Annotated in this window: 26 protein-coding genes and 1 tRNA gene; 12 read left to right on the forward strand and 15 right to left on the reverse strand. The window is 62.4% G+C overall.

Features of this window, described 5'->3' with window-relative positions:
• The first annotated feature begins 20 nt into the window (after positions 1–20).
• The 3 genes from NKI72_RS24150 (at position 21) to NKI72_RS24160 (ending at position 3,669) form a co-directional block, all read left to right on the forward strand.
• Positions 21–698 carry an isochorismatase family protein gene (locus NKI72_RS24150; protein ID WP_352851036.1) on the forward strand — a complete coding sequence of 226 codons (678 nt, stop codon included), beginning with the start codon at positions 21–23 and terminating at the stop codon, positions 696–698.
• A 16-nt stretch (positions 699–714) separates the two neighbouring features.
• The gene (locus tag NKI72_RS24155; protein WP_352539771.1) at positions 715–1,707 is read left to right on the forward strand and encodes an alpha/beta hydrolase; all 993 of its coding nucleotides are present in this window, start codon (positions 715–717) and stop codon (positions 1,705–1,707) included.
• 321 nt (positions 1,708–2,028) lie between these two features.
• Entirely contained in the window at positions 2,029–3,669 is a 1,641-nt protein-coding gene (locus NKI72_RS24160; protein ID WP_352851037.1) for an ABC transporter substrate-binding protein, read from the forward strand.
• A 139-nt stretch (positions 3,670–3,808) separates the two neighbouring features.
• Here the strand turns inward: NKI72_RS24160 and NKI72_RS24165 are convergent, their stop codons facing one another.
• Positions 3,809–4,210, reverse strand: a complete 402-nt coding sequence (locus NKI72_RS24165; protein ID WP_352683973.1) for a hypothetical protein — start codon at positions 4,208–4,210, stop codon at positions 3,809–3,811.
• A gap of 761 nt (positions 4,211–4,971) precedes the next feature.
• Between NKI72_RS24165 and NKI72_RS24170 the strand changes: the two genes are divergently transcribed.
• The 7 genes from NKI72_RS24170 (at position 4,972) to NKI72_RS24200 (ending at position 10,777) form a co-directional block, all read left to right on the forward strand.
• Positions 4,972–5,361, forward strand: coding sequence for a hypothetical protein (locus NKI72_RS24170; RefSeq protein ID WP_352836172.1), 390 nt, complete (start codon positions 4,972–4,974; stop codon positions 5,359–5,361).
• A 33-nt stretch (positions 5,362–5,394) separates the two neighbouring features.
• Positions 5,395–5,835, forward strand: coding sequence for a hypothetical protein (locus tag NKI72_RS24175; RefSeq protein WP_352473549.1), 441 nt, complete (start codon positions 5,395–5,397; stop codon positions 5,833–5,835).
• 113 nt (positions 5,836–5,948) lie between these two features.
• Positions 5,949–6,869, forward strand: coding sequence for a Do family serine endopeptidase (locus NKI72_RS24180; protein WP_352473550.1), 921 nt, complete (start codon positions 5,949–5,951; stop codon positions 6,867–6,869).
• Between the two features lie 39 nt (positions 6,870–6,908).
• Positions 6,909–9,203, forward strand: a complete 2,295-nt coding sequence (locus NKI72_RS24185; protein ID WP_352822452.1) for a lysozyme inhibitor LprI family protein — start codon at positions 6,909–6,911, stop codon at positions 9,201–9,203.
• A 100-nt stretch (positions 9,204–9,303) separates the two neighbouring features.
• On the forward strand, positions 9,304–9,711 hold the full coding sequence (locus NKI72_RS24190) for a lysozyme inhibitor LprI family protein (RefSeq protein ID WP_352473552.1): 408 nt from the start codon (positions 9,304–9,306) through the stop codon (positions 9,709–9,711).
• 115 nt (positions 9,712–9,826) lie between these two features.
• Positions 9,827–10,327, forward strand: coding sequence for a hypothetical protein (locus NKI72_RS24195; RefSeq protein WP_352614725.1), 501 nt, complete (start codon positions 9,827–9,829; stop codon positions 10,325–10,327).
• Positions 10,328–10,405: 78 nt separating this feature from the next.
• Positions 10,406–10,777 (forward strand): DUF4087 domain-containing protein, encoded by a 372-nt coding sequence (locus NKI72_RS24200; RefSeq protein ID WP_352851039.1) that lies wholly within the window; start codon positions 10,406–10,408, stop codon positions 10,775–10,777.
• A 129-nt stretch (positions 10,778–10,906) separates the two neighbouring features.
• On the opposite strand, the gene NKI72_RS24205 is transcribed toward NKI72_RS24200, so the two are convergent.
• The 9 genes from NKI72_RS24205 to NKI72_RS24245 form a co-directional block, all read right to left on the reverse strand.
• Positions 10,907–10,991, reverse strand: a tRNA-Leu gene (locus NKI72_RS24205).
• Between the two features lie 73 nt (positions 10,992–11,064).
• Entirely contained in the window at positions 11,065–11,685 is a 621-nt protein-coding gene (locus NKI72_RS24210; protein WP_352473555.1) for a 2,3-bisphosphoglycerate-dependent phosphoglycerate mutase, read from the reverse strand.
• Positions 11,686–11,744: 59 nt separating this feature from the next.
• On the reverse strand, positions 11,745–12,578 hold the full coding sequence (gene dapB / locus NKI72_RS24215; protein WP_352851040.1) for a 4-hydroxy-tetrahydrodipicolinate reductase: 834 nt from the start codon (positions 12,576–12,578) through the stop codon (positions 11,745–11,747).
• Positions 12,575–14,434, reverse strand: coding sequence for an ABC transporter ATP-binding protein (locus tag NKI72_RS24220; protein ID WP_352851041.1), 1,860 nt, complete (start codon positions 14,432–14,434; stop codon positions 12,575–12,577). The genes dapB and NKI72_RS24220 overlap by 4 nt, the downstream gene beginning before the upstream one ends.
• Positions 14,435–14,553: 119 nt before the next feature.
• Positions 14,554–15,579, reverse strand: coding sequence for a glucokinase (locus NKI72_RS24225; protein ID WP_352473558.1), 1,026 nt, complete (start codon positions 15,577–15,579; stop codon positions 14,554–14,556).
• Positions 15,580–15,700: 121 nt separating this feature from the next.
• Complete coding sequence (gene mepA, locus NKI72_RS24230; protein ID WP_502908987.1) at positions 15,701–16,795, reverse strand: penicillin-insensitive murein endopeptidase; 1,095 nt, start codon at positions 16,793–16,795, stop codon at positions 15,701–15,703.
• Positions 16,796–16,851: 56 nt separating this feature from the next.
• Positions 16,852–17,760 (reverse strand): SDR family oxidoreductase, encoded by a 909-nt coding sequence (locus tag NKI72_RS24235; RefSeq protein WP_352822460.1) that lies wholly within the window; start codon positions 17,758–17,760, stop codon positions 16,852–16,854.
• Positions 17,757–18,917, reverse strand: a complete 1,161-nt coding sequence (queG, locus tag NKI72_RS24240; RefSeq protein WP_352836169.1) for a tRNA epoxyqueuosine(34) reductase QueG — start codon at positions 18,915–18,917, stop codon at positions 17,757–17,759. The genes NKI72_RS24235 and queG overlap by 4 nt, the downstream gene beginning before the upstream one ends.
• Positions 18,898–19,590 (reverse strand): glutathione S-transferase family protein, encoded by a 693-nt coding sequence (locus tag NKI72_RS24245; RefSeq protein ID WP_023678968.1) that lies wholly within the window; start codon positions 19,588–19,590, stop codon positions 18,898–18,900. The genes queG and NKI72_RS24245 overlap by 20 nt, the downstream gene beginning before the upstream one ends.
• A gap of 161 nt (positions 19,591–19,751) precedes the next feature.
• Here NKI72_RS24245 and NKI72_RS24250 point away from each other — a divergent pair, with 161 nt between their 5' ends.
• Together NKI72_RS24250 and NKI72_RS24255 are read left to right on the forward strand one after the other, a co-directional pair.
• Complete coding sequence (locus NKI72_RS24250) at positions 19,752–20,558, forward strand: undecaprenyl-diphosphate phosphatase (protein ID WP_352473563.1); 807 nt, start codon at positions 19,752–19,754, stop codon at positions 20,556–20,558.
• Between the two features lie 64 nt (positions 20,559–20,622).
• Entirely contained in the window at positions 20,623–21,903 is a 1,281-nt protein-coding gene (locus tag NKI72_RS24255) for a flavin-containing monooxygenase (RefSeq protein ID WP_352851044.1), read from the forward strand.
• 56 nt (positions 21,904–21,959) lie between these two features.
• Here the strand turns inward: NKI72_RS24255 and NKI72_RS24260 are convergent, their stop codons facing one another.
• The 5 genes from NKI72_RS24260 to rsmI all read right to left on the reverse strand — a co-directional run.
• Positions 21,960–22,085 (reverse strand): PDDEXK family nuclease, encoded by a 126-nt coding sequence (locus tag NKI72_RS24260; RefSeq protein ID WP_352502686.1) that lies wholly within the window; start codon positions 22,083–22,085, stop codon positions 21,960–21,962.
• Positions 22,086–22,225: 140 nt separating this feature from the next.
• Positions 22,226–22,462 (reverse strand): metallothionein, encoded by a 237-nt coding sequence (locus NKI72_RS24265; RefSeq protein WP_352926009.1) that lies wholly within the window; start codon positions 22,460–22,462, stop codon positions 22,226–22,228.
• 82 nt (positions 22,463–22,544) lie between these two features.
• On the reverse strand, positions 22,545–23,516 hold the full coding sequence (locus tag NKI72_RS24270; RefSeq protein WP_352539784.1) for a complex I NDUFA9 subunit family protein: 972 nt from the start codon (positions 23,514–23,516) through the stop codon (positions 22,545–22,547).
• 192 nt (positions 23,517–23,708) lie between these two features.
• Complete coding sequence (locus NKI72_RS24275; protein ID WP_352822467.1) at positions 23,709–24,086, reverse strand: YraN family protein; 378 nt, start codon at positions 24,084–24,086, stop codon at positions 23,709–23,711.
• Positions 24,079–24,689 (reverse strand): 16S rRNA (cytidine(1402)-2'-O)-methyltransferase (gene rsmI, locus NKI72_RS24280; protein WP_352851045.1); only part of this gene is annotated, 611 nt, incomplete at its 5' end. The genes NKI72_RS24275 and rsmI, both read right to left, overlap by 8 nt.

A 24,689-nucleotide genomic window follows, 5' to 3' on the forward strand; every position in this document is an offset into this window, starting at 1 on the left:
GTGCTGACAGGCAGTTTTGCATGAAAAGCCCGATCTCGATCAAGCGCGGCAAGGCGGCGGCGGTGTTTATCGATCTCCAGGAGGAGCATCGGCGGGACAAGCGCTATCTGGTCGAAGGCTATGGCGATATCCTCGCCAACGTCCAGCGCCTGCAGACAGCAGCACGGGCCAATCATGTGCCTTTGTATCACTGGGCCTATATCGTCGATCTCGCCACGGCGCGGCCGTTCCACCCGGTCGAGGCCAGCGGCAAGTCGGCATTTTCCGACAAGGACGATCCGCTGACTGCGATCTGCGCGGAAGTAGGCCCGGCGACAGGCGAGATGATGTTGGTCAAGACCGATGCCAGCGCCTTCCGCGCGGGGCCTGCCGCCGAGCGGCTGAAGGCCGATGGCATCGAGTGGCTGGTCGTTGCCGGCGTCTGGACCGAGGCCTGCATCGATGCCACCGTCAAGGATGCGGTGGCGCTCGGGTTTCGAGTGCTGCTGGTCAAGGATGCCTGCGGCAGTGGCAGCACGGCGATGCACCAGACGGCCATCCTCAACCTTGCCAACCGGCTCTATGGCGGTGCCGTCACCACCACCGACGGCGCCTGCCGGCTGCTGGCAGGCGAGACGGTCGAAGCCTGGCCGGTCGAGGGCTCGGTGCCGCTGCGCTTCAGCTATGAAAATGCTGCCCGGCTCTACGCCGAGCTCTGAGCGGGATCGCGCAGCGATGATCACCGAGGCCGAGCGACCCGGAACGAGAGGGCGCGGAAAATACCAGACGCTGCTCGATCCGGAGCTGTGGGCCTATATCGATCGGGTCAACGAGTGGTATCCGCCCGAAATCGTCTACATGCCGATCGACAGGCAGCGGGCGGTCTATGATGCCATGTGCCGGGCGTTTCGCGAGCCCTATCCACCCGGCGTCAAGGCCAGCGACAGCGCGGTTCCTGCCGGCGACCGTGCGATCCCGGTCCGGCGTTACCAGATGGCGGGCACGGCGCCGCAGGCGATGGTTGTCTATTATCACGGCGGCGGCTTCGTCCTTGGCGGCCTCGACAGCCATGACGACATCTGCGCCGAGATATGCGCCGGCACCGGCTTTGCCGTGCTGTCCGCCGATTACCGGCTGGCGCCCGAGCATCTGCATCCGGCCGCCTTCGACGATGCGCTGGCCGTATTCGAATGGGCGACGGCGACGGCCGGCCTGCCGATAGTGCTCTGCGGCGAAAGCGCCGGCGGCAATCTGGCCGCTGCGGTGGCACAGGCGACACACCGCCATCCTCGCCATGCGATCGGCCAGGTGCTGATCTATCCCGAGCTCGGCGGCCCGGAACCAGTTGGCAAAGAGAGCGCCGGCTCCTGTGTCGAGCACGCCGAAGCGCCGCTGCTGACGTTGCGCGATATCGAATTCTATCGCAACGTGCGCTCCGCAAAGGCACAGTCGCCCGACGATCCGACCTTTTCGCCACTCCGAGGCAGCAATTTCTCCGGCCTGCCGCCGACCTTCATCATCACGGCCGAGTGCGATCCGCTGTCCTCCGACGGCGAGGCCTATCGCGACTGCATCCTCGCCGCCGGCGGCCGCGCCTGGTGGCGCGAGGAGCCGCGTCTGGTGCACAGTTTCCTGCGCGCCCGCAAAACCGTTCCGCGCGCCGGTGAAGCCTTCGCCCGCATCATTGCGGCCATCGCCGCGCTTGGCAAAGGCGACTGGCCTTACTGAGGTTGCGAAGGCCCCCTCATCCGGCCGCTTCGCGTCCACCTTCTCCCCGCTGGCGAGAAGAGCCTGGCATCAACGCAGGCGACCTCCTCTCCCCCCGGGGGCGAGGTCGGATTGCCCCGAACTGCCCTTCGCAATTCGGTTGGCGATCCGGGTGAGGGGGACCTTCCGCTTGCGGAACAGCGCACAAGAACTGCGGAAGTCCGAACACTCCCCCACGGGCGCTCGCCCTATCATCCCCGAGGCAATGGCGCTCCGGCGATCGCATCCGTCCCCCGCGTTTGGCGATCGGCAGAGGTGCCCAACAACAGGGGAATGACGACAATGAAGTTCATGCTGACCGATCGAAAACTGCATCCGCAGGCCGAGCCCGTCGCCGATGGCTTCAAGAAAGGCCAGATGAACCGGCGCGAATATCTCGCCACCATGGCTGCGCTCGGTGTCAGCGCTGCCGGCGCGCTGGCGCTTGGCGGGCTTGCTCCGTCACCGGCCAGGGCCGAGGAGGCGAAGCGCGGCGGCGTCTTGCGCGTTGCCATGAATGTCAAGGGCTGGAAGGATCCGCGCACCTTCGACGGCGTCGAGATGTCCAACGTCGCCCGCCAGTGCAACGAATATTTGGTGCGCTGGAAGCGCGACTTCACCTTCGAGCCATGGCTGCTCGAGAGCTGGGAGACCAGCGACGACGCCCGCGTCCTGACCCTGCATATCCGCAAGGGCATCACCTGGTCGAACGGCGACACCTTCAACGCCGACGACGTGATCCACAATCTGACGCGCTGGTGTGATGCGTCCGTCGCCGGCAATTCAGTCGCCGCGCGCATGGGCGCACTGGTCAACGCCGATACCAAGAAGCCCGTCGACGGCGGCATCGAGCGCGTCGACGACGTCACCGTGCGGCTCAATTTGCCGAAGCCCGACATTTCGCTGATCGCCGGCATGGCCGACTACCCGACGCTGATCATGCACCGCAGCTATGAAGGCGACGGCGATCCGCTGAAGGCATTGGCGATCACCACCGGGCCTTGCGAACTCGTGGCATGGGACGCCGAGGTCGGCGCCGAAGTCCGCCGCAAAGACAAGCCATGGTGGAAGGGCGAGTTCTACCTCGACGGCATCAAATGGGTGGACTACGGCTCCGACCCCAATGCGATGCTGTCGGCCTTCGAATCGGGCGAGATCGACACCGATCACGAAACCGCCTCCGACACGGTTGCGCAGACCGACTCCATGGGCCTGAGCAATTCGGAAATCGCCACCGGCTCGACCATCGTCGCGCGGTTCAATATCGGCAATCCGCCCTATGACGACATCAAGGTGCGCCGCGCCGCCCAGCTCGCCGTCGACAACGCCGCCGTGCTGAAGATCGGCATGGACAACCGCGGCAAGCCTGCCGAGAACCATCATGTCGGGCCGATGCATCCCGAATATGCCGATATCGGCCCGGCCGTCCGCAACATTGATCAAGCCAAGGCCCTGCTCGCCGGGGCCGGCAAGGCCGACCACGAATACGAACTCATCTCGGTCGACGTGGACTGGCAGAAGAGCTCCGGCGACGCCATCGCTGCGCAGATGCGCGAGGCCGGGCTGAAGATCAAGCGCACCGTGCTGCCGGCCGCGACCTTCTGGAACGACTGGAGCAAATATCCTTTCTCCTGCACGGAATGGCTCGGCCGGCCGCTCGGCGTCCAGGTGCTGGCGCTCGCTTATAAGTCTGGCGCCGCGTGGAACGAGACCGCCTACGCCGATCCGGAATTCGACAGTCTGCTCGACAAGGCGCTGGCGATGCCCGATCCCGGCGCCCGCAAGGAGCTCATGGCCAAGATCGAACAGAATCTGCGCGATTCCGGCGTCATCATCCAGCCCTACTGGCGCTCGGTCTACCGCACCTACCGCAAGGGCGTGCATGGCTGCGAGCAGCACCAATCGCTCGAGCAGCATTTCGAGAAGGTCTGGCTCGAGGCGTAGCCTTGCAGACGACCAATTGTCGGGGCCAGCGCCGCTCTTTCTTCCTTCTCCCCTTGTGGGAGAAGGTGGATTGGCGCGCAGCGCCAAGACGGTTGAGGGGTGCGGACGGAGTGCCGTCAGTATCAAGCTGGAACACCCCTCATCCGGCCGCTTCGCGTCCACCTTCTCCCACAAGGGGAGAAGGAAGAGCCACGCCAGGCCTTGAAATCTCCAGTCCAAGCCGCACGGTCTCCCGCACCAGCAGGTCCAGATCGTCGCGCCGGGTGCGGTGGTTGTTGATCGCCACCCTGAGGCTATGCTGGCCATGCACCGTCGTGTCGGAAATGGCGGCGATGCCTTCTTCCTGCAGCCTCAGCATGATCTCGGTATTGAGCGCTTTCAGGCGCTCCCCGCCCAGTCCGTCCGCGCGGTAGCGAAAGCACACGATGTTGATGCTCACCGGCGCTACCAGTTCGAGTGCCGGTTCGGCCGCGATCAGCGCGCCGAGATAATGCCCTTGCGCGATGTTCTGGTCGATCAGCCGGCTCCCAAAATCGCGCAAGCTGTGTGCGCTGCTCGCCTATCTGGCGCTGGCGCCGCATCCGGTCGGCCGCAGCCGCCTCTGCGAGCTTTTGTGGGATGTGCCGCCCCCACTGTGCCTCTATTTGGCACTCCGCAGCGTTGAAAAGTCGGGCAAAGGGCACGTTTCTTTCGGCCCTCGCAAGGGTTGGCTGGGTTCGACAAAATACCACAATAGATCGCGATTGGGGTGGGTTCGTCGCGCCCTTTTTGTAGAGCTGGCGCAAAATTCACAACAGCATAGAATATTGCTTGTACTAACTCGGCTTAATGAGAACAAACCTAAGGAAGCATTCCTGAATCTTGCTGCTGGTCACATTTCAGTATCTGCTAAGATAGCCCGTGCTGATTCCGAATTATTAAGCATTTGCAAAATTCAATCCTGCGATATTGGGATTTGTCCTTGTCATAGGCTGACTTGGATGCATTTCTTGGAAGCACAGCCGCGTCAGCGGATCGTTGAAACATGCTTGGGCGGACGGGGCACTAAGCATGGAGAGGAATATTGACACTCGCTAATGCGGCGGCCCCGGCCGGGAGCGTTCGACCCGACGCAAGAGACTACGGCAACCGTCGGCTAAGTCGTCGAATGCATCGCCCACAGCCTGGCTCTCGTTTGATGGCCGGCGAAGCTTTGCCCTCCTCCGATTGGCGCCAGCCTTCGCGGCAAAAGCGGGGATCGCCGCCTGCAATGGCCTTCCGAAATGGACGATGTCCGCCGCCAGCCAGTCGGAGGAATGAATCATGAAATTCGTAATCTATGCGGCCTTGGCCACTGCTTTGATGGCGATCGCCGGTTGTACCACCGACGACTACGGCGGTTGTCGCGGAAAGGGCTGCCTGGCTGATCGGCCCCATAAAGGTGGCCGACAGATTGACTATCGGCCGCAGTTCGACAGGAACGGCAATCCCAACTTCGATACCAGGGGCCGTTACATCGGCTGCCATGGGCTCGGATGTAAAGTCGACGATCCTGATGACGGGGATCAAAGTATCGACGACAGACCGCAGTACGACAGAGAAGGCAATCCCAACTTCGATACGCAAGGCAACTACCAAGGCTGCCGCGGCATCGGCTGCGAGGTCGATACACCGGACGATGACAATTCATCCGACGATGACGATTCCGATTAACGGACTCGGGGGCGAACAAGGAGGAAGCCAATCATGTCTGAATTCAGCGGCCTGGTCCGGCGACATGCCAAAATCGTTATGGTCGGCCTTGCGGGGTTGGGAATGGCGCTGACGTCCGCTTTCGCTGCGAATAACGCCTGTGACGGTATAAAGGTCGAAGTGACGAAGGCGCGCAAGCAGGAATATGCCCCTCTCGTCGTCTCGGCGATGACCAATAAGTTCAAGCCCGCTCAGGCAAAGTTCTTCACGATCATGGAGAGCGGCAGCTGGAGCGCCGCCTACGTCTCCACGCCGGTGAGCGACGACGGCGTGATGTTCTTCCAGACAGTCGACGGAAAGAAGCAGTTTCGCGACGTGTGGGGCGGCTATGCCGAGCCGTCGGAAAAACCTGAACTGGTATCCTGGGCGAAGAAGCTCGGAGCGCCGCAAGACCTGGCAAAGTGTTTTGCCGAGGAAGTTACGGAACGACGGTGATGATCGCTGGAAATTGCCGCTGACCGTTGGTGCAGGGGGAGAATGATTGGTGAGCGCTCCGGGGCGCCGGGGCTCTGAGATCGACTCCAATCATCAGCTGCAGGATGTGCAAAATGCAAACCGTTCGAAAATCCAGACTGATAATGCAGCTCGCCCGTGCATTGGCAACTTCAGTGAAAATGACGGCTGTTGTGAGTGTAGCTGTCCCGCACACGATCAATGTTGCGTATGCCAGCAAATATGATCTGCCGAAACCCTATGTTTCCCGGGCTCTTAACGCGGTTCTGATACCGATCAATCACGCCTCTCGGCACCGCTACCAGATCCCGCCCAAGCTTCGCGGCGTGTATGTCCTGGCCGTTGCACCCCACGGTGTTGCCGCGCGGCAAGGCATCCGACCGGGTGACGTGCTTGCCACAGTGCGGCATCAGCCGATTTCGACGCCGCGCGATGTCGATAGGTTCGTTTGGGCCGCCCTTGCCGCGAGTGCCACCAGTTTCCTGTTTGGCGTGAACCGCGGGACAGAAGTCACAGACGTCGTCGAGGTCAACACCAACATCACCGTCAACAACTTCAACACCAACATCTCGGTCAACAATATCTCCCAATGGACGAGTGTCGACAATCGAGAGGAATGGACGCAGATCGTCGATGAGTATGACGAGGAGATGGAGACGGGCCTCAATGACACAAGCTATCGCGGGGACGACTCGCAGCCTGGGGACGCCAGTCAGGACGCAGAAACGTCTCCTCCCGATGCCGATGACAAAAGTTCCGATGATCAGGACGATCCGAGCGATCAGAACGACGACACTGACGACGATAGTACGGATAACGATGCGTCGGATGACAGCACTGACAACAATAGTTCCGACGATCAGGACGATTCGAGCGATCAGAATGACGATGCAGACCCAACGGACGGTGGTGATGGCGACAACAACACCGACACTGACGACAACAGCTCGGATGACGATGCGACGGATGACAGTACCGACGACGCTGCCGGATCGAACGACGACGATGCCAACTAGCAGCCGACCGGGCCGGCAGTTCTAAACAGAGGTCAACCGATGAAAACCGCGACGCTGACCATTGCCATGGTCCTGGCCATGCCGGCTTTCGTTTTTGCCCAGGACAAGTGCTACGACGCCGCCAAGGATCAGGCCGCCGCGAACGAGTGCGCCGATGCCGCGTCCAAGAAATCCGACAACAAGCTCAACGAGCTTTACAAGCAGATTGAAACCCGCGTGAAGGATGATGTGGATACCAAGACGCTTTTTGTTCAAGCACAGCGCGATTGGGTCAAATTTCGCGACGCGGAGTGCAGTTTCCAGACCGTGGGAGCGGCCGGAGGAAGTGTAATGCCAATGCTCGTCGCGCAGTGCATGGACAGCCTGACGCAATCCCGTGTCAAAGACTTCGAGGATTACCTGAAATGCCAGGAAGGCGATCCGAGCTGCCCCGTTCCGGCAGCGAACACATCACATGCTGCACCTGCGGTGGCCGAAGAGACCGTCCCTGTCCAGGCTGCCGGACCGATACTTATTCCATTGCAACACGTCAGGGAATACGGAACCGACGGTGGTTATCACAAACTCGGGATCATGGTGGGCATCAATAGTGCCAAGCCTCGTCTGTTCGAATTCGACACCGGGTCGGATGAGTTCAACGCGGAGATCGATTCGAGCGTCCCTGGCGTAAAGCCGGTGCCCGGCAGCAAGCCCGCAATGTACGCCTATGGTGACGGCACCTATGGCGATTGGGTACAACAGGTACGGTTCGACAGCCTGTCTTTTTACGATCCGGATGATGCGTGGGAGCCTGTCGTAACCTTCGACGGCGGCTTTAGCGCTGCTCGGGTGGTGGATTACGTCTACACCAAGGGTTTCGGCGACCTCGAGGATGTGAAATTGATGCAGAAGCCCGTTGGTCAATACGGCGATACGCCAGTCTACGCGGATCTTAATGCGCGCGAGAGAATGCAGAAAGGCGAACCCGGTGGTTCGACGACGTTTTACGGCATCTTTGGAGCCGCCGATTTTATCTTTCCAGGAGACCAGACCAGTGCCCCCGGCGGTCAAACCCGAAGCGGCTATGTGGTCTCTGCCAATGCAAATCTTGGAAAAAGGAAGACGACACCGGGCTGCGGTCCGTGCCTGACGCTGAATTTGTCCCCCAGTCTGAGATCCCAGTTTACGGCCCTGACGCCGTGGGGCGAAGGGGATTTTCAGGCTTACCAGAGACGATTCCCGCGATCAGGCGCGAATGCATCCAATGAGTACGAAGGGTCTTACCGTTATACGATTTCTTTTGACCATAAGGGAAAGAAGCAATCGGTTGATTTCAGCGGACCCGTCTTATTGGATACAGGAACAGCGACATTTGTTCATATTACGAATGAAGATACTTTAAATAAGCTCAAGTCGAAAGGTTTTAAAATTGATAAATACAGTTCTGGCATAATAAACTTCAAGTTTTTTGGATTTGACGATAGTTTCAACAACAGGGAATACAGCGATGTCGTTATCGATCGCCAAAGCGATGAGGAGAGAGGCCATGGAATTTGGGTCGGCCTACCCTTCTTTCAGTCCAATTCCGTGATGTATGATCTGGAGAACAAAACAACCGCCTATTCACCCTATTTTGTCAGCGCTGCCGACTTTACGACAGACGCGGCTGTCAAGGATCAAGTGCAGCTCAACCGAGTGAACGGCGAAATGGGCAGCGACGGATGGCTCGGATTGGCCGGGAACATCTTCGGCGCCGGCGACTTCACGATCGAGAAGGACGCGGACGTGCGCATGACCGGGGCCAATACCTACACGGGCACAACCCACATCGCGGCCGATGGCTATCTTACTCTGGCCGGGCCGGGCAGCATCGAGCATTCCTCGCGCGTCATAGTCGACGGTGTGCTCAACATCGATCAGAAAGGAAACCACCTGAAGCCCTGGGGAGTGGCGCACTCCCTGAACGATACGGCCATTCGCAACCTTGGCGGTAAAGGCGAGGTCTATCTGGGCGCGGGCAGACTGATCCTGACAGCAGCCGACGGGCAATTTGATGGAACCATCGCGGACTTTGATGACGCCGGCGACAGCGGCGGCCTCGTTGTTGCCGGTGGCAAGCTGACGCTGAGCGGCAAGAACAAATATTCGGGCATGACGGAAGTGGTGGCGGGAGCGGAGTTGCACGTGACCGGCTCTTTGACCGGTGACGTTTCCGTCTCGGGACTGCTTGTCGTTGACGGAGAGGTCTCCGGCGAAGTCATGGTCAAGGAGGGCGGCACGCTGACCGGCTCAGGAAAGGTCGGCAACGTCACGGTCGCCGAAGGTGGCAAAGCTGATCCAATGAAAACCAGATAATCGGGCCATGGGCCGATCGTGGCAATAACGGACAGCTGACGAGAACATAGGGCGGGGCTGAGCAACTTAAGAGCTTGACTGCAATCGGAAAGGGAAATCGATGAAAATAGCGATATTGACTGCTGCCGTGGTTCTGGCTGCGCCGACATTCGCCCTTGCCAAGGACAAGTGCGCCGATGCCAAGGATCAGGCCACCATGAATCAGTGCTTCGGTGCCGAGTTCCAGAAATCCGACAAGAAGCTCAATGAGCTTTACAAGCAGATCGAAGCCCGCCTGAAGGACGATGCGGATACCAAGAAGCTTCTTGTTCAGGCACAGCGGGATTGGGGCAAGTTTCGCGACGCGGAGTGCAGTTTTCAGACTGCTGGATCGGCCGGAGGAAGCGTAATACCGATGCTCATCGCGCAATGCATGGACGGCCTGACGCAATCCCGTGTCAAAGCCTTCGAGGGTTACCTGAATTGCAAGGAAGGCGATCTGAGTTGCCCCGTTCCGGCCGCGAACTGACACGTGCTGCAACTTATTTGATCATGATGAAGCCGGCGGCGAGCATGACGTCGCTGCCAGATATGAACAATGCGAGGGGCATCATCACTGCGTGGGGACTTGAAGGAGGTGGATTGTGAAACGCTGCGGATCATCGCTCGCAATGGCGATTGCGGCATCTGTGCTGCTGGCATCTGCCGTGCCGGCAACAGCCCAGGATGACATGGGCTTCGACGTCAACGTCACGCTGTCCAAGAAAGCAGCCGCCAAGCTCGCGGCTGAAAAGGAGGGAATCGTCGTCTTCGCCTCCTATTACGGCGACCCCAAGCCGAGCGCCGCGAAGCACGCCAACGAAGTCGGCCTGATCGATCTCACACCGCACGACGAAGAGGTGGAGATACCGGGCACAGGCGGCCACGCCCGCATCAGCGGCGCCAAGGTCGACGCAAAGCGTCTCGACTGGCTTGCCGGCCCTCCCGATGTCAACGTCAACGTTGCGTCGGCGCGCAAGAGCAGCTCGGTCAATCTGCTCGGCTGCGATTTCATCGACGGTCCACTCAGCAACGTCCAAAGGGCGCCCGTGACGCTTCATTGCGGATTGATCGAAGAACATGTGGACACGAAGTTGAAGCCATAAGGCTCGCAAAAGTCATGCGCGTCCCCGGCGCCAACGGATCGGCGGCACGACCTGACCTACTTCAGGGAGGAGATATTCATGCGCCCACTGTTCGCTATCTGTGTCTGCCTGGCTATCATGTCCTTGTCTGCAGCCGCCCATGCCGAGCGCCGTTGTGGCTGGTACTCCAGCCCGACCCCCGGCAACCTCGTCCTGACCGACAGTGACGGGGATTGGTGGATCCAGATGCAGGGACGCCCGGATCCCAAGGGCATCGACAATGTGCCGGCCTTTGACGAGCGGCAATTCGTCGAGACCAATGTGCCTGGTTCGGGTCACGGCTACGGATGTGCGTGCATGAACGTCGTAACCAACGCCAAGCAACAGAAGATCACCAGAGTGATCTCGGGCCAAATCCTTCCGCTGCTGCGCTGTCGCAACGACAGATCGCTGCCTAACCCGGAAGGATAATTGTTGGATATCTTGTGGATACCATGGCTGACGGTAGGCAGCTTAGAGCATTGGATCAAGAAAAAGCCCGGCAAACCGGGCTTTTTCTTGGGTCTCTGAAACCGCATCAATCGGTTCGAAACGGGAATTTGGTGCCCAGAAGAGGACTCGAACCTCCACTCCTTGCGGAACACGGACCTGAACCGTGCGCGTCTACCAATTCCGCCATCTGGGCTGGTGCGCGCTCATTAAGCGGGCGAGGGATGAGTGTCAACGCGCTTTTTTGAAAGCCGCGTTCCTTCTCCGGCTCAATGCTCCAGCACTTCCTTCGACGCCACCGTGGAATCGGCGTTGAGCGTGTAGATGATCGGCACACCGGTGCCGAGCTCGAGCTTGACGATCTCCTCGCCCGATTTGCCGTCCAGCGCCATGATCAGCGCGCGCAGCGAATTGCCGTGCGCCGCCACCAGCACGGTGCCGCCGCGCAGCACATGCGGTTGCAGATCGTGCAGGTAATAGGGCCAGACGCGCGCGCCGGTGTCCTTCAGGCTTTCACCGCCGGGCGGCGGCACGTCATAGGAGCGGCGCCAGACATGCACCTGCTCCTCGCCCCATTTCTTGCGCGCATCATCCTTGTTGAGGCCGGAGAGATCGCCATAGTCGCGCTCGTTCAGCGCCTGGTCGCGAATGGTCTCGAGGTCGCTCTGGCCAACGGCGTCGAGAATATGCTGGCAGGTCTTCTGCGCCCGGATCAGCGACGACGTGAAGGCGATGTCGAACTTCATGCCGCGCGCCCTGAGCTTGGCGCCGGCCGACTTGGCCTCGGCATGGCCCAGTTCGGTCAGGTCGACGTCGCGCCAGCCGGTAAATAGGTTCTTCAGGTTCCATTCGCTCTGGCCGTGGCGCACGAGCACGAGAGTTCTCGACATATTTGCTCCTTCAAATCTTGTGGATCAGCCAAATCTTGTGGATCAGCCAAATCTGTGGATCAGCTTGTCAGGCCGAGCACGTCCCGCATCGAATAGAGGCCCGGCTTGCGGCGGCGCGCCCACAGGGCTGCCTTGACCGCGCCGCGGGCAAAGATCGCCCGGTCCTCGGCATGATGGGCAAGCGTGATGCGCTCGCCGGTACCGGCCAGCACCACACTGTGGTCGCCGACCACCGAGCCGCCGCGCAAGCTGGCGAAACCGATCGAGCCTGCCTTGCGCACGCCGGTATGGCCGTCGCGCACGCGAACATCGTTGCCGGCAAGTGCTACGCCGCGCCCGGCAGCGGCGGCCTCGCCGAGCAGCAGCGCCGTGCCCGACGGAGCATCGACCTTGTGCCGGTGGTGCATTTCCAGGATCTCGATGTCGAAATCGTCGGCATCGAGCGCGCGCGCCGCCTGCTCAACCAGCACCGCCAGCAGATTGACGCCGAGGCTCATATTGCCTGACTTGACCACCGTCGCGTGCCGCGCCGCCGCCGCGATCCTGGCATTGTCTTCAGCCGAGCAGCCGGTGGTGCCGATGATATGGACGATGCGCGCCTGCGCCGCATAGCCGGCGAATTCGACGGTCGCTGCCGGCGTGGTGAAATCGAGCACGCCGTCGGCCTTGGCGAAGGCCGGCAGCGGATCGTCGCCGATCGCCACGCCGCGCCTGCCGACGCCGGCCAGCTCGCCGGCATCCTTGCCGAGATGTGGCGAACCGGCCGGCGCGATGGCGCCGGCGACACGCGCGCCCGGTATCGTGTGGATGGCGCGGATCAGCGCCTGGCCCATGCGGCCAGCCGCGCCCACCACCACCAGGCCCATTTCACTCACGGTCGGCGTGTCGCTCATGAATGTCTCCCGACCGCCTTTTTCGCGTGATCATTTTGCGCCGCAGTCTGGATTGGCTTGGCGTCATCGACAAGCCCCAGCCCTTTCCTGCCTTGCACCCGATGGAACCGCGCATAGACGCTGTGCGGGTCGGCCATCAGCGAGGCATGCGTGCCCTGTTCGACCAGCCGGCCCTGCTCCAGCACGATGATATGGTCGGCATTGACCACCGTCGACAGCCGGTGCGCGATGACAATGGTGGTGCGCCCTTCCATGACATGGGTCAGCGCTTCCTGGACGCGGGCCTCGGCCTCGTTGTCGAGCGCCGAGGTCGCTTCGTCGAGCAGCAGGATCGGCGCCTGCCGAACGATGGCGCGTGCAATCGATACGCGCTGGCGCTGGCCGCCCGACAGCGTCACGCCATTCTCGCCGACCGGCGTGTCGTAGCCTTGCGGCTGCTGGCGAATGAAATCGTGTGCCGCGGCCTGTTGGGCGGCGCGTTCAATCTCTGCGTCGGTGGCGCTCAGCCTGCCGTAGCGGATGTTGTCGCGGATGGTGCCTTCTAACAGATAGGGCTGCTGCGATACATAGGCGATCGAGCCGCGCAGCGAATGCTTGGTGACCTTTGAAATGTCCTGGCCGTCGATTTCGATCCTGCCCGACTCGACATCGTAGAAGCGCTGCAGCAGCGCAACCAGCGTCGTCTTGCCGGCGCCCGAGGCTCCGACGATGGCGGTCACCTTGCCGGCGGCGGCGACAAAGGTCAGATCCTGCAGGACCGGCGCCTCTTCGACATAGCGGAAGGACACGTTGTTGAAGCGCACTTCGCCAGAGGTGAATTTCGCCTCGGCGGCTGCCGGCACGTCACCTTGCTGCGGCTCGAGGTCGAGAAGCTCGTAGATCATGCGCGCATTGACCAGCGACTTTTCCATGCCAACCTGCATACGCGCCAGCCGCCTGGCCGGATCATAGGCAAGCAGCAGGGCGGTGATGAAGGCAAACACCGCGCCCGGCGGCTGGCCGCCGACGGTCGCCCGGTAGCCGGAATAGGCGATGACGCCGGCGACGGCGAAGCCGGCCAGCATTTCGGAGATAGGCGTCAGCCGTTCCGAGACGCGGGCGATCTTGTTTGCCCGCTGCTCGGCGCCCGCGACGAGGCCGCCGATGCGGCGCGACAGCTCTTCTTCCAGGGTGAAGGCCTTGACGATGGCGATGCCTTGCGTCGCTTCCTGCATGGCGCCGATCAGCCGCGAGTTGATCTGCACCGATTCACGGGTGATGCGACGCACCCGGCGCATCAGATAGGTGACACTGTAGATCAAGGGCGGGCCGATCAGCAGCGACATCGCCGAGAGCATCGGGTCCTGCCAGATCATGACGCCGACTAGCGCGACAAGCGATACCGCATCGCGCGCCAGCGATGTCAGCGTCATCGACAGGAGATCGCGGATGCCGTTGACGTTCTCGTTGATCTGCGCGGCGAGCCGGCCCGAGCGGGTGTCATTGAAGAAGCCGACGCCGAGCTTCATCAGATGGTCGAAGATGCGGCGTTGATAGCGCGCCACCAGATTGTTGCCGATTTTGGCCAGCGTCACTGCCTGGCCGTAGCTGGCCAGGCCGCGCAGCATAAAGGCGGCCAGGATCGACACGCTGATCAGCGCGATAAGATCGCCGCGCCGTTGGTAGAAGATCTGATCGATGACATCCTTCATGATCCAGGCTGTGAAGGCGGTCGTCGCCGCGATCGTCACCAGGCACAGCACGGCAAGAGCATAGTACCAGCGATAATCGCGGCTGTTCTCGGCGATGATGCGGCGGATCACCGCCACGATCTCGCTGGGACGGACTTTCCCTTTGGTTGGTGCTGGAATTGTCACGTTGGAGCGCTTTGTGGTTTCGGTTCGGCCGGACTGCAATTCGGCAACCTCTTAACGCCCCGATGGCGGCTTGCCTATGGCCGGGGACGGCGAAACTTCGTCGCGGCGCAGCTTGTGTCCTAAACCCGCCAGCGCCGCCCCGCCGTCTGCACGCCGAACAGCGACGGATTTCTGGCATAGGCGGCCAGCCCTAAAAGCGCCGCAAGCGGATGGGTGATGACGTAGACCGGCATGCCGCGCATCAGGGCGCTGTGCGGCGCCTTGTCCTCGAAGGCGGCGCGGAAATTGCCGGTGCGCAGCGCCGGCAGGATTTTTTGCGCGATGCCGCCGGTGAGAAACACGCCGCCGCGGCTCATGAACACCAGAGCGAGATCGCCGGCGGTGCGCCCCAGGCAAGTGACGAAGATCGACAGCGCCTCTTCGGCCACCGGATCGTTCTTTGCCAGCGCCGCGGCGGTGACCTCGGCAGGCGTTGTAAAGGGCGACGGCTTGCCGTCCGCCTTGGCCACCGCCCGGTAGGCATTGACCAGGCCGCGTCCGGACAGGATCTGTTCGCCGGAGATGCGGCCCTCGAGCTTCTCGATATGCGGAAACACCTGGAAATCGCGCGGCGAGCGCGGGCCGATATCCATATGGCCGCCCTCACCGGGTACCGGTATCCAGTGATGCAGCGCATAAACCAGCCCGGCGACACCGAGCCCGGTTCCCGGGCCGAGCACCACCCGCCCGGAATTCGGTTCCGGCTCGTCGCCGCCGATCTTCTCCATATGCTCTTCGCCGAGCGCGACGACAGCCAGCGCCTGTGCCTCGAAGTCGTTGAGCACCACGACGTCGCTGAGACCGAGACTGGCGAACATCTGTCTCGGCTTGACGATCCATGGGCAATTTGTAAGCGGGATCTCGTCGCTTTCGACAGGACCGGCTACCGCCAGCACAGCTGAATTCGGCCGGACCGACGAGCGGTCGAGCACGGCCGACTGGATCGCCTCGTCAATCGTATTGAAGTTGGCGGTCTGGACGATGGTCGGCTCGCCGGCCTCGGAATTCGCGTCTAGTACGATCGAGAAGCGCGCATTGGTGCCGCCTATATCGCCGATCAGGATCGGAAATCGCAACAGAGTGTCGTCGTCGCTTACGCCTGGCATGCTCTCGTCCGTTCCCGACGCGTATCGCCGTTCTCTCGTTGACTAGCGCATGACCGCAAAAAGGGAAATCGGTTTTCGAAGTGGAGATGCACGGATGCAGACGGCGAACACGCTGCCCGCATCAGTGCCCCGGTCGTGGCCGCGGCAGCGGAATGCCGATCTCGGGCGTCGCCACAAAGGCGTTCGCCGAGGCCGGAAGCGCTGCCGCGCCGGCTGCGACCGTCGGCGGCGGCGAAGACTCTGCCGCGGGAGCAGGTACGGCCGCGATCGGCACGCCGTCGCCATAGTAGGTGACTGCTTCCGCCGACGGCGGAGCTGGCGCGTCGAGCACGAACTGGCATTGCCTGGGCAGGTTCGCCATGGTCATCAGGTCGCGTGCCTTCGGCTTGTCCGGGTTCTTGTTGGGGCGCCACGGCTCCTCGGTGAACCACCAGGCCAGCGCCTGGTCGCAGCCATCGCTTGGCGCCGTCGCTTCCTGTGCCTTGCAGTCGGGTGATCCAGCCTGGCAGCCGATGCGAATGTGGAAGTGGTAGTCGTGGCCCCAGAACGGCCTGACCTTGCGCAACCAGCTACGGTCGCCTTTGACCGTGTCGCAGAGCTTCTTCTTGATCCCGGGATTGACCAAGATGCGCTCGACTTCGGGATAGCTCGCGGCGCGCTTCAACAACCGCGTGTGCATCGGCGTCCACAGCCCGTCCTTCACCAAATGGGTCTTTTCATCGACCATCAAGGTAGCGCTGATGTTTTCGCGCTCTTCGGCCGAGAGCTTACGGTCGGGCATCGGCGTCAGCCAGATGTCGGCGTCGAGGCCGATCTGGTGCGAGGCATGGCCGGTCAGCATCGGACCGCCGCGCGGTTGCGAGATGTCGCCGATCAGCAAGCCAGGCCAGCCGTCGGCAGCGGCATCGCGCGACAGTTTCTCGATCAGCGCGATCATTGCCGGATGGCCCCAGCGACGATTGCGCGACGGTCGCATCACCTCCCAGTGCCGGCCGTCCATGGGTAGGGCGACGCCGCCGGAAAAACAGCCTTTGGAATAAAAGCCGATCGATTGCGCTGCTGCGAGTGCCGGCAGCTTTTTGGCGCCGAACAGGTCCTTTGCCCGTTGCTCGGCGCTCCCTGGCTGCGTTGCAAGCGCCGCCAAGCCGGCGATGGCCAGTACTGCCGTCAGCAGCAGCGTTTTGCCCGGCAAGGCTCGCGCTAACGTCTTCCCCAAGCTGGACCCCTCCGCGATTTGAACCGCATCATACCATAGCCCGCGCAACGTATCGATCATGACCGTTTCATCGGGCTGCGCGCCTCGCCGTCGCGCCAGTCGCCGCTCGCCCACATGGCATCGAGCGCCGAGCGATAGTCGGGAAAGCGAAAGCCATAACCGGCCGCCTTGATTGCCGCATTGGCGACACGCTTGTTCTCGCTGTAGAAAGACCGCGCCATGGGCGAAAGTTGGGCGGTCTCGAACGGAATTTCGGGCGGCGGCTCGATGCCCATCAATTGGGCGGCATAGGCGACGACGTCCTGCGGCGGCGCCGGCAGGTCGTCGGTGACGTTGAAGATGCCGCCGCGATTGCCCTCGGCGAGATGCCAGAGCGCACCGGCAATATCGTCGCAATGGATGCGGTTGAACACCTGGCCCGGCTTGACCAGCCGCCGCGCAGTGCCGTTTTCCAGGTTGACCAGGGCGTTGCGGCCCGGCCCGTAAATGCCGGAAAGCCGCAGGATCGCCACCGGCCGGTGGATGTCATGGCCCAATTGTAGCCAATCCTGCTCGGCTGCAACACGCATCACCGACCGCTTCGACAACGGCCGGCATTCGGCGGCCTCGTCCACCCAATTGCCGCCACGGTCGCCATAGACGCCGACGGTGGAGAGATAGGCGATCCATTCGAGCTCCGGCATGTTGGCCGCGATCTCCTCGCGTGCCGCGCCCAGCATCGGGTCGCCGGCCTTGTCCGGCGCGACCGAGACGACGAGATGGGTTGTCTTCCCAAGGGCATCGCCGATTTCGGAGGTCAGCGTGCCATCGAAACGCAGCGGCACGATACCGGCTTGCCGCAGCGCCGCGAATTTTTCCAGCGACCGTGTTGTACCGAAGATCGTTGTGTCGGCATCCCTGTTGGCGCGGGCGAAGGCCCTGCCCGAATAACCGGCGCCGAAGATGAAAATCTGCTTTTTTGTCATGTATGCGCCTCGATCGGCTTTGGCAGGGCCAGAAGCCATTCGCCTCTCACCGCCTCTTCATGTTCTGCTTGCAAAGCGGCTGCGGCACGTTCGGCGAACTCCCGACCCGGCACCAGCCGCGACAGCGCCCATACCGCAGCTCCGCGAACCAGGGGCGAGGCGTCGTCGAGCAGCGCGCGAACGGCGCCGGCCAGCGACAAGTCCTGGGAATTGCCGGCCGCTATCAGCACGTTTCGGATAAAACGGTCGCGGCCGATGCGCTTGATCGGCGAGCCCGAAAAAAGCGTGCGGAAGGCAGTGTCGTCGAGACGCAGCAGCTCGGCGAGCGGCGGTTCGCGCAAGTCCGCGCGGGCGGCAAGCTTTGCCTCCGAAGCGGCTTGGGCGAACTTGTTCCACGGGCAGGCGGCCAGGCAGTCGTCGCAGCCATAGATGCGATTGCCGATCTTTTCCCGGAACTCATGCGGGATCGGTCCTTTGTTCTCGATGGTGAGGTATGAAATGCAGCGCCGCGCATCGAGCCGGTAAGGCGCCGGAAAGGCGTCCGTCGGGCAGGCGTCGAGGCAGGCCCGGCAGGAGCCGCAATGATCGTTCTCAGGCGCGTCCGGCACCAGCTCGGCCGTCGTGAAGATGGTGCCGAGGAACAGCCAGGAGCCATGCGCGCGGCTGACCAGGTTGGTGTGCTTGCCTTGCCAGCCGAGGCCGGCCGCCTCGGCCAGCGGCTTTTCCATCACCGGCGCGGTGTCGACAAACACTTTCACGTCCCCGCCGGCGCGCGCCACGATCTTGCCGGCGATCTCCTTCAGCCGGCCTTTCATCACGTCATGATAGTCGCGGTTCTGCGCATAGGCCGAGATCGCGCCGCGGTCGCGCTTTGCCAGGATGTCGCGTGGGTCGTGGTCGGGGCCGTAATTCATCGCCAGCACGATGATCGAGCGGACCTCTGGCCAAAGCGTCGTCGGTTTGCCTCGCCGCTCGAGCGTTTCGGCAATCCAGCCCATCGAGCCGTGAAAGCCGTCGGCAACGAATTCGGCCAGCCGTTCCGGCGCCTGCGGAATCGCATCGGGCGTGGTGACGGCAACGGCGTCGAAGCCGGCATTCCGCGCCTCGCGGTCGATCAGCGCGCGCAGCTTTGCCGTATCAGAAATCGAGGTCCGCATAATGTGACACCGGCGACAGGCCGCGCACCCGGTCGGACAGAAGCGGCCGGAACGAAGGCCGTGATTTCACCCTTGTATACCATTCGCGCGCGGCGCTGTGTTCGCGCCAGTCGATCTCGCCGAGATAGTCGAGCACCGACAGTGCCGCCGCCGCCGCGAGATCGGCATAGGTGACCTTGTTGCCGGCCAGCCAATGACGGGTGCCGGCCAGCCAGTTGGTGTATTTCATGTGCTGGCGGATATTGGCGCGGGCGGCGCGGATCGCCGCCGAATCGGGCGAGCCGCCGCCTGCCGTTTCCGGCATGACCGGCTTCAGGACGCGCTCGCGCACTAGGTGCCGGGTAACCTCGCTTTCCGCCTTGTTGAGGTACCAATCGGTCAGCCGTCGGATTTCGGCGCGCTCCATCGGATCCTCGGCGAACAGCCGCTTGTCGCGCTTGAGTACCCCGCGCGTCTCGTCGAGATATTCGGCAATGACCACTGCGCCGACGATCGGCACGTCGCCTTCGGCGAGCAGGATCGGCAGCGTGCCGGCCGGGTTCAGCGCCAGGAACTCCTTGCGCCGCGTCCACGGCTTCTCTTCGATCAGCGCCAGTTCCTCGCCATACTCGCCAAAGGCGAGGCGGACGAAGCGGCAGCTGGCGAACATCGGATGGTGGAAAAGCGTCAGCATGGTCCCGCGATAATAGAGCGCACTGGCAAATCGCCGGCTGCGCCGGTAAGTCTTGGCCGCCCGATTCAGGGGCTGTCAGGGTGCTGCGACCTATAGGGGGAGTTCCGCGCCGTGACAAGCAAGCCCTTTTCTCACGCCCTCACTCCAACGCCGAGGTTGCCATGGAAAGCCAGACCGTCGTCGAAGCGCTGCTGCTCGGCATGCTCGAGGGCCTGACCGAGTTTATTCCGGTGTCTTCAACCGGTCATATCCTGCTTGCCGGCCATTTCCTCGGCTTTCATTCGACCGGCAAGGCCTTCGAGATCCTGATCCAGCTCGGCGCCATATTGGCGATTCTCAGCGTCTATTTCCGCCGTCTCTGGAAGATGCTGCTCGAGCTGCCCTACGATCGGCTGACGCGGCATTTCGTCCTTGGCATCCTCATCGCATTCCTGCCGGCGGCCATTATCGGCGCGCTGGCGCACGATTTCATCAAGACGGTGCTGTTCGAATCGCCGCGGCTGATCTGCATCATGCTGATCATCGGCGGTGTCATCCTGCTGCTGGTCGATCGCATGAAGCCGAAGCCCTATTACCACGATGTCGAGCGGTTTCCGACCAGGCTTTATCTGCAGATCGGGCTGTTTCAGTGCCTGTCGCTGATCCCCGGCACGTCGCGCTCGGGTTCGACCATCGTCGGCGCGCTGCTGCTCGGGGTCGACAAACGGGCGGCGGCGGAATTCTCCTTCTTCCTTGCCATCCCGACGATGGTCGGCGCCTTCGCCTTCGACCTGTTCAAGAACCGCAATGTGCTGAGCAGCGCCGACCTGCCCATCATCGCCGTCGGTTTCGTCGCCGCCTTCGTCACCGCGCTAATCGTCGTGCGCTTCCTGCTCGACTACGTCTCGCGCCATGGCTACGCGCTGTTCGGCTGGTGGCGGCTGGTCGTCGGCATCGTCGGCCTGGCGGGGCTGGCCATCTGGGGATGAGCCGGCGCGGATAGCGCAATCCCAGCCGGAACTCTATTCTTGCCCGAAGTCGAGCCATACGATCTTGTGGACGTATGGTTGGCAGGGGGAATGCGTGAGCGAAGTTCTTGACGCCCTCGTTATTGGCGCCGGTCCGGCGGGACTCGGCGTCAGCTACTTCTTGAAACGGCAGGGCCGCGACCACCGTGTACTCGATCGAGGCCGGATCGGCGAAACGTGGCGAACGCAGCGGTGGAACTCGTTTCGACTGAATTCGCCGACCATTCGCTCCATCTTACCCGGTGATTCCTACGAGGGGCCCGAGCCGTGGGGCGCGATAACCCACCACGAATTTGTCGCGTATCTCGAAGGCTATGCCGAGCGGCACCGCCTGCCGGTAAGCACCCAAACTCCGGTGCAAGAGCTGACGAGAGACGACGGGATCTTTCGCATCACCACGACGGACGGGGCATTTCTGGCGCGCAATGTGGTGATCGCCACCGGCGACCAGAATCGGCAGGTCCGGCCAGCAGGGTCGGCGGATTTGCCAACCGCAATTCGCCAAGTCGATTCCTCGGCTTATCGCAACCCGGCCGAGTTAGAGAGTGGCGCGGTGCTGGTGGTCGGCAGCGGTCAGTCGGGCGGCCAGATCGCCGAGGATCTGGCGCTGGCCGGACGTGCGGTCTTTTTGGCGACCAGCCGCAACGGCCGTTGGGTGCGGCGCTACCGCGGGGGCAACATACTTAAATGGCTGACGCTGTCCGGTTTTCTCGACGTTCCGCGCAAGGAACTCGTCCTCCCCTCCGGCAAGCTGCAGGCCCGCGCGCTGGTCGGCGCGACCCATACGATCAGCCTGCAATCGCTGAGTGCACAGGGCGTGGTGCTGCTCGGCCGCTTCAGGGGTGTGGAGAACGGCAACCTCGTCTTCGGCGACGAGCTCGACGACCATATGCGATTTGCCGACGAGGTCTCCGCGAATGCCAAGCGCCTGGTTGACGAGTACATCGAGCGCGCCGGCCTCGAAGCGCCACTGGCCGAGGATGATCCAGCCGAGACGATTGAACCGCGCTTGCCCGATCCTCCGATCCGCTCCCTCGACTGGACGGCGAGCGGCATCAGATCAGTGATCTGGTGCACCGGCTTCACCGGCGATTTCTCATGGGTTCGGCTTCCCGGCGCGCTCGATGCAGCCGGCCAGCCCGTCCACGAGGATGGCGTCGGCGTTGTTCCAGGTCTCTTTTTCGCCGGCCTCGATTTCGGATCGACGCGGAAGTCGGGCACCATACCGGCCATTCCAGAGGAGGCGGCCGCCGTCGTGGAGCGACTCGTCCAAGCGGGAGCCGACTTGCCACGGAACGACGTCTAAACGAGCCGTCGAACGCGGGTTCTTGAACGTGCAAGAACATGACAGCTCTGGCGCGATCAAGACGACGCACGCTGCCTTTTGTCGAAGCGCACCGACAATTTTCCGTAGTCCGATTGGTGCGACAGCCAGAAATCGCCGGCACCTTCGATACGGCGCTCCGATTCGTGGCCGACTGCATCCATTGCCTCCATCAACGTGCGGCGGCCTTGACCTCGGCGTCTTGACCTCGGCTGGTCGTCGTCGTGCTGACAGCACTGGCAATATGGGGTGAGCCGGCGCAGTCGTTCGGAATGGTCGACCCGGAGACGCCAAAGGAGGTGCATCAAGGCGCGCGATCGGTCAGCGCGTTCGCACCTTCCTCCGCGGCGCAATGTGCGCAGCAGTAGATGATGTCATCCTGTTCGACGCCATGTCCGATGATCCGGCATCCGCAATGCGGACATATCGGAGCAAGTTTCTGGACCGCGCATTCGAAGCTGTCGAACGTGTAGGTCTCCTCGGCCATCGTCACTTTGAAAGCCTTGTCGTAGTCATTCCCGCATTGATCGCATCTGGCCATAGTTCGTTTCCTTCTTTCACGGCTTCAAGCTCGACCAACCTGTCGCGCGGCGATAGGTTCCCGCCAGGATCAGGGGGCCGTCCTAAGGCGGAGACGAGCGCGAGCCTACGCCACGGCGCTGTTCGATCGCACGGATCACCTCGTCGATATCCCGCGGCTCGATGTCGAGTTCCTTCAGGCCAGGCGCGTCGATTGCTGCCACATTGTCCTGACGCATAAGATCGATCTGGTTGCGCGTTATGGGGGCAGCCGGGAGGAGTTCCGCGACGCCAGCCAAGGCGTTCCATACCGCAAACGGCACCGGCATCAGCTTGACGTGCGTATCGAGCTGTCGGGCGATCTCCCGAAGCAGTTCCTTATAGGTATAGATGCGCGGGCCACCGAATTCGAATATGGATGAACCCGTGTGGGTTCGCCCGTCGATCAGCCGGCTCACTGCTTCGGCGACGTCTGCCACATGGACCGGCTGAAGCCGTGTGCCACCATCGCCGAACAGCGGATAGACCGGCAGGAGGCGTATCATCCTCACAATGGTCGTGAGGAAAGCGTCGTCAGGTCCTGTCATGACGGCGGGACGCACAATGAAAGCGCCGGGAAATGCGCTTTCCACGGCACCTTCTCCGCGCCCACGCGCCCTTATGTAATTCGAATCCGATTGAGGATCGGAGCCGATCCCTGAAATCAGCACGAACTGGTCGATCGCGCGGTCGCGCGACGCGGCAGCGAGATCGGCCGCGGCTTTCACATGCACGCGTTCAAAGGTCTGGACGCCGTGCTCGACGTAAAGACTGACAGCATTCACGACCGCCTGTGATCCGGTAATGGCCGACCCGATCGAGGACGCATCCAATATATCCGCCTCGACTGCCTCGGGCATCCTTGTAATCGAGGAAAAGACCAGGGCCACGCGAGCTGGATGGCGAGATGCAGCGCGCACCGTGAAACCTCTTTCCAGGAGCCGCTTCACGATCCTGCGCCCGAGAAAGCCGGTTCCGCCGAACACGGTGACGATCCGTACCGGGTTGAGATCGTCGGGATCCATTTGCCTCGCCATCCCTTTGTCCTCGCATAGCTGCCACGAGGATTGCCCTGGCCGGCATTTGAACCAGCCCGTCGAACATCAGGACGATTGGGGAACAACGCAGGAACGCTTTTGTTCCAGTCAGCGCTGGGCGGATGCTTGACAGATCGGCAAACCATGATCTGAACCGCAGGCGCAGCAAAACGGCCCCACTTCGGGAATAGCCTAGTTCCGCCCGTAGAAAACGTTCTCGACATGCACCGGCCAGCGCCACGGCAGCACCGCCACCATGTCGAAGCGCACCGATAATTTTCCGTAGTCGGATTGGCGCGACAGCCAGAAATCGGCGGCGCCTTCGATGCGGCGCTCCGATTCACGGCCGACTGCTTCCATTGCCTCTATCAGCGTGCGGCGCGCCTTGACCTCGACGATCAGCACCAGATCGCCGCGCCGCGCGATCAGGTCGATCTCGCCGAACCTGGTGCGGTGGCGGCGGGCCAGAATTCGGTAGCCTTTCAGCATCAGCGCCGCCGCCGCCAGCCATTCGCCGTGATGGCCGCGCCGGTAGGCCTTTTGTCGGCTGGCGCTCGGCCGTTCAGCCATCGCCGTCTTCGCCGGTCCCGTCTCTTCCGGCATTCTTGAGGTCGAGGAGCCGACGATAGAGCGCCTGCTTCTGGCCACCCGTCATCTTGGCGGCTTCCGCCGCTGCCTTGGAGGCCGGCATCTCGGCGGCGAGCGAAAGCAGCAGCCGGTCGATGTCTTCTGGCTCATCAGCGACCGCATCGGCCGGGCCGACGCAGATGACGATTTCACCCTTGGGCGTATCGGCTCCCGCATAATGGCTGGCGAGCGATTGCAGGGTGTCGGTCCGCATCTCCTCGAAGGTCTTGGTCAGCTCGCGGCCGATCGCCGCCTTGCGGGCACCGCCCAGCACCTCGACCATGGCACTGAGCGTCTCGGCCAGCCGGCGCGGCGATTCGAAGAAGATCAACGTTGCCGGCACCGCCTTCAGCGCTTCCAGCCGCGTCAGCCGCTGCCCGGTCTTCACCGGCAGGAAGCCGGCAAACAGAAACGCGTCCGAGGGCAGGCCGGATGCCGTCAACGCGGCAAGTGGCGCCGACGGTCCGGGGATCGGCACGACACGAATGCCGCGATCCAGCGCCTCACCAACCAGCCGGTAGCCGGGGTCGGAGATGAGCGGCGTGC

The organism is Mesorhizobium sp. M0437, from assembly GCF_040321335.1.
Classification (GTDB): Bacteria; Pseudomonadota; Alphaproteobacteria; order Rhizobiales; family Rhizobiaceae; genus Mesorhizobium.

What these genes read in the sequence shown, in the direction of transcription:
- NKI72_RS24150 (WP_352851036.1), top strand. Translation starts at nt 21, where the DNA reads ATGAAAAGCCCGATCTCGATCAAGCGCGGCAAGGCGGCGGCGGTGTTT.
- NKI72_RS24155 (WP_352539771.1), top strand. Translation starts at nt 715, where the DNA reads ATGATCACCGAGGCCGAGCGACCCGGAACGAGAGGGCGCGGAAAATAC.
- NKI72_RS24160 (WP_352851037.1), top strand. Translation starts at nt 2,029, where the DNA reads ATGAAGTTCATGCTGACCGATCGAAAACTGCATCCGCAGGCCGAGCCC.
- NKI72_RS24170 (WP_352836172.1), top strand. Translation starts at nt 4,972, where the DNA reads ATGAAATTCGTAATCTATGCGGCCTTGGCCACTGCTTTGATGGCGATC.
- NKI72_RS24175 (WP_352473549.1), top strand. Translation starts at nt 5,395, where the DNA reads ATGTCTGAATTCAGCGGCCTGGTCCGGCGACATGCCAAAATCGTTATG.
- NKI72_RS24180 (WP_352473550.1), top strand. Translation starts at nt 5,949, where the DNA reads ATGCAAACCGTTCGAAAATCCAGACTGATAATGCAGCTCGCCCGTGCA.
- NKI72_RS24185 (WP_352822452.1), top strand. Translation starts at nt 6,909, where the DNA reads ATGAAAACCGCGACGCTGACCATTGCCATGGTCCTGGCCATGCCGGCT.
- NKI72_RS24190 (WP_352473552.1), top strand. Translation starts at nt 9,304, where the DNA reads ATGAAAATAGCGATATTGACTGCTGCCGTGGTTCTGGCTGCGCCGACA.
- NKI72_RS24200 (WP_352851039.1), top strand. Translation starts at nt 10,406, where the DNA reads ATGCGCCCACTGTTCGCTATCTGTGTCTGCCTGGCTATCATGTCCTTG.
- NKI72_RS24210 (WP_352473555.1), bottom strand. Translation starts at nt 11,685, where the DNA reads ATGTCGAGAACTCTCGTGCTCGTGCGCCACGGCCAGAGCGAATGGAAC.
- dapB (WP_352851040.1), bottom strand. Translation starts at nt 12,578, where the DNA reads ATGAGCGACACGCCGACCGTGAGTGAAATGGGCCTGGTGGTGGTGGGC.
- NKI72_RS24225 (WP_352473558.1), bottom strand. Translation starts at nt 15,579, where the DNA reads ATGCCAGGCGTAAGCGACGACGACACTCTGTTGCGATTTCCGATCCTG.
- NKI72_RS24235 (WP_352822460.1), bottom strand. Translation starts at nt 17,760, where the DNA reads ATGACAAAAAAGCAGATTTTCATCTTCGGCGCCGGTTATTCGGGCAGG.
- queG (WP_352836169.1), bottom strand. Translation starts at nt 18,917, where the DNA reads ATGCGGACCTCGATTTCTGATACGGCAAAGCTGCGCGCGCTGATCGAC.
- NKI72_RS24245 (WP_023678968.1), bottom strand. Translation starts at nt 19,590, where the DNA reads ATGCTGACGCTTTTCCACCATCCGATGTTCGCCAGCTGCCGCTTCGTC.
- NKI72_RS24250 (WP_352473563.1), top strand. Translation starts at nt 19,752, where the DNA reads ATGGAAAGCCAGACCGTCGTCGAAGCGCTGCTGCTCGGCATGCTCGAG.
- NKI72_RS24260 (WP_352502686.1), bottom strand. Translation starts at nt 22,085, where the DNA reads ATGGATGCAGTCGGCCACGAATCGGAGCGCCGTATCGAAGGTGCCGGC.
- NKI72_RS24265 (WP_352926009.1), bottom strand. Translation starts at nt 22,462, where the DNA reads ATGGCCAGATGCGATCAATGCGGGAATGACTACGACAAGGCTTTCAAA.
- NKI72_RS24270 (WP_352539784.1), bottom strand. Translation starts at nt 23,516, where the DNA reads ATGGCGAGGCAAATGGATCCCGACGATCTCAACCCGGTACGGATCGTC.
- NKI72_RS24275 (WP_352822467.1), bottom strand. Translation starts at nt 24,086, where the DNA reads ATGGCTGAACGGCCGAGCGCCAGCCGACAAAAGGCCTACCGGCGCGGC.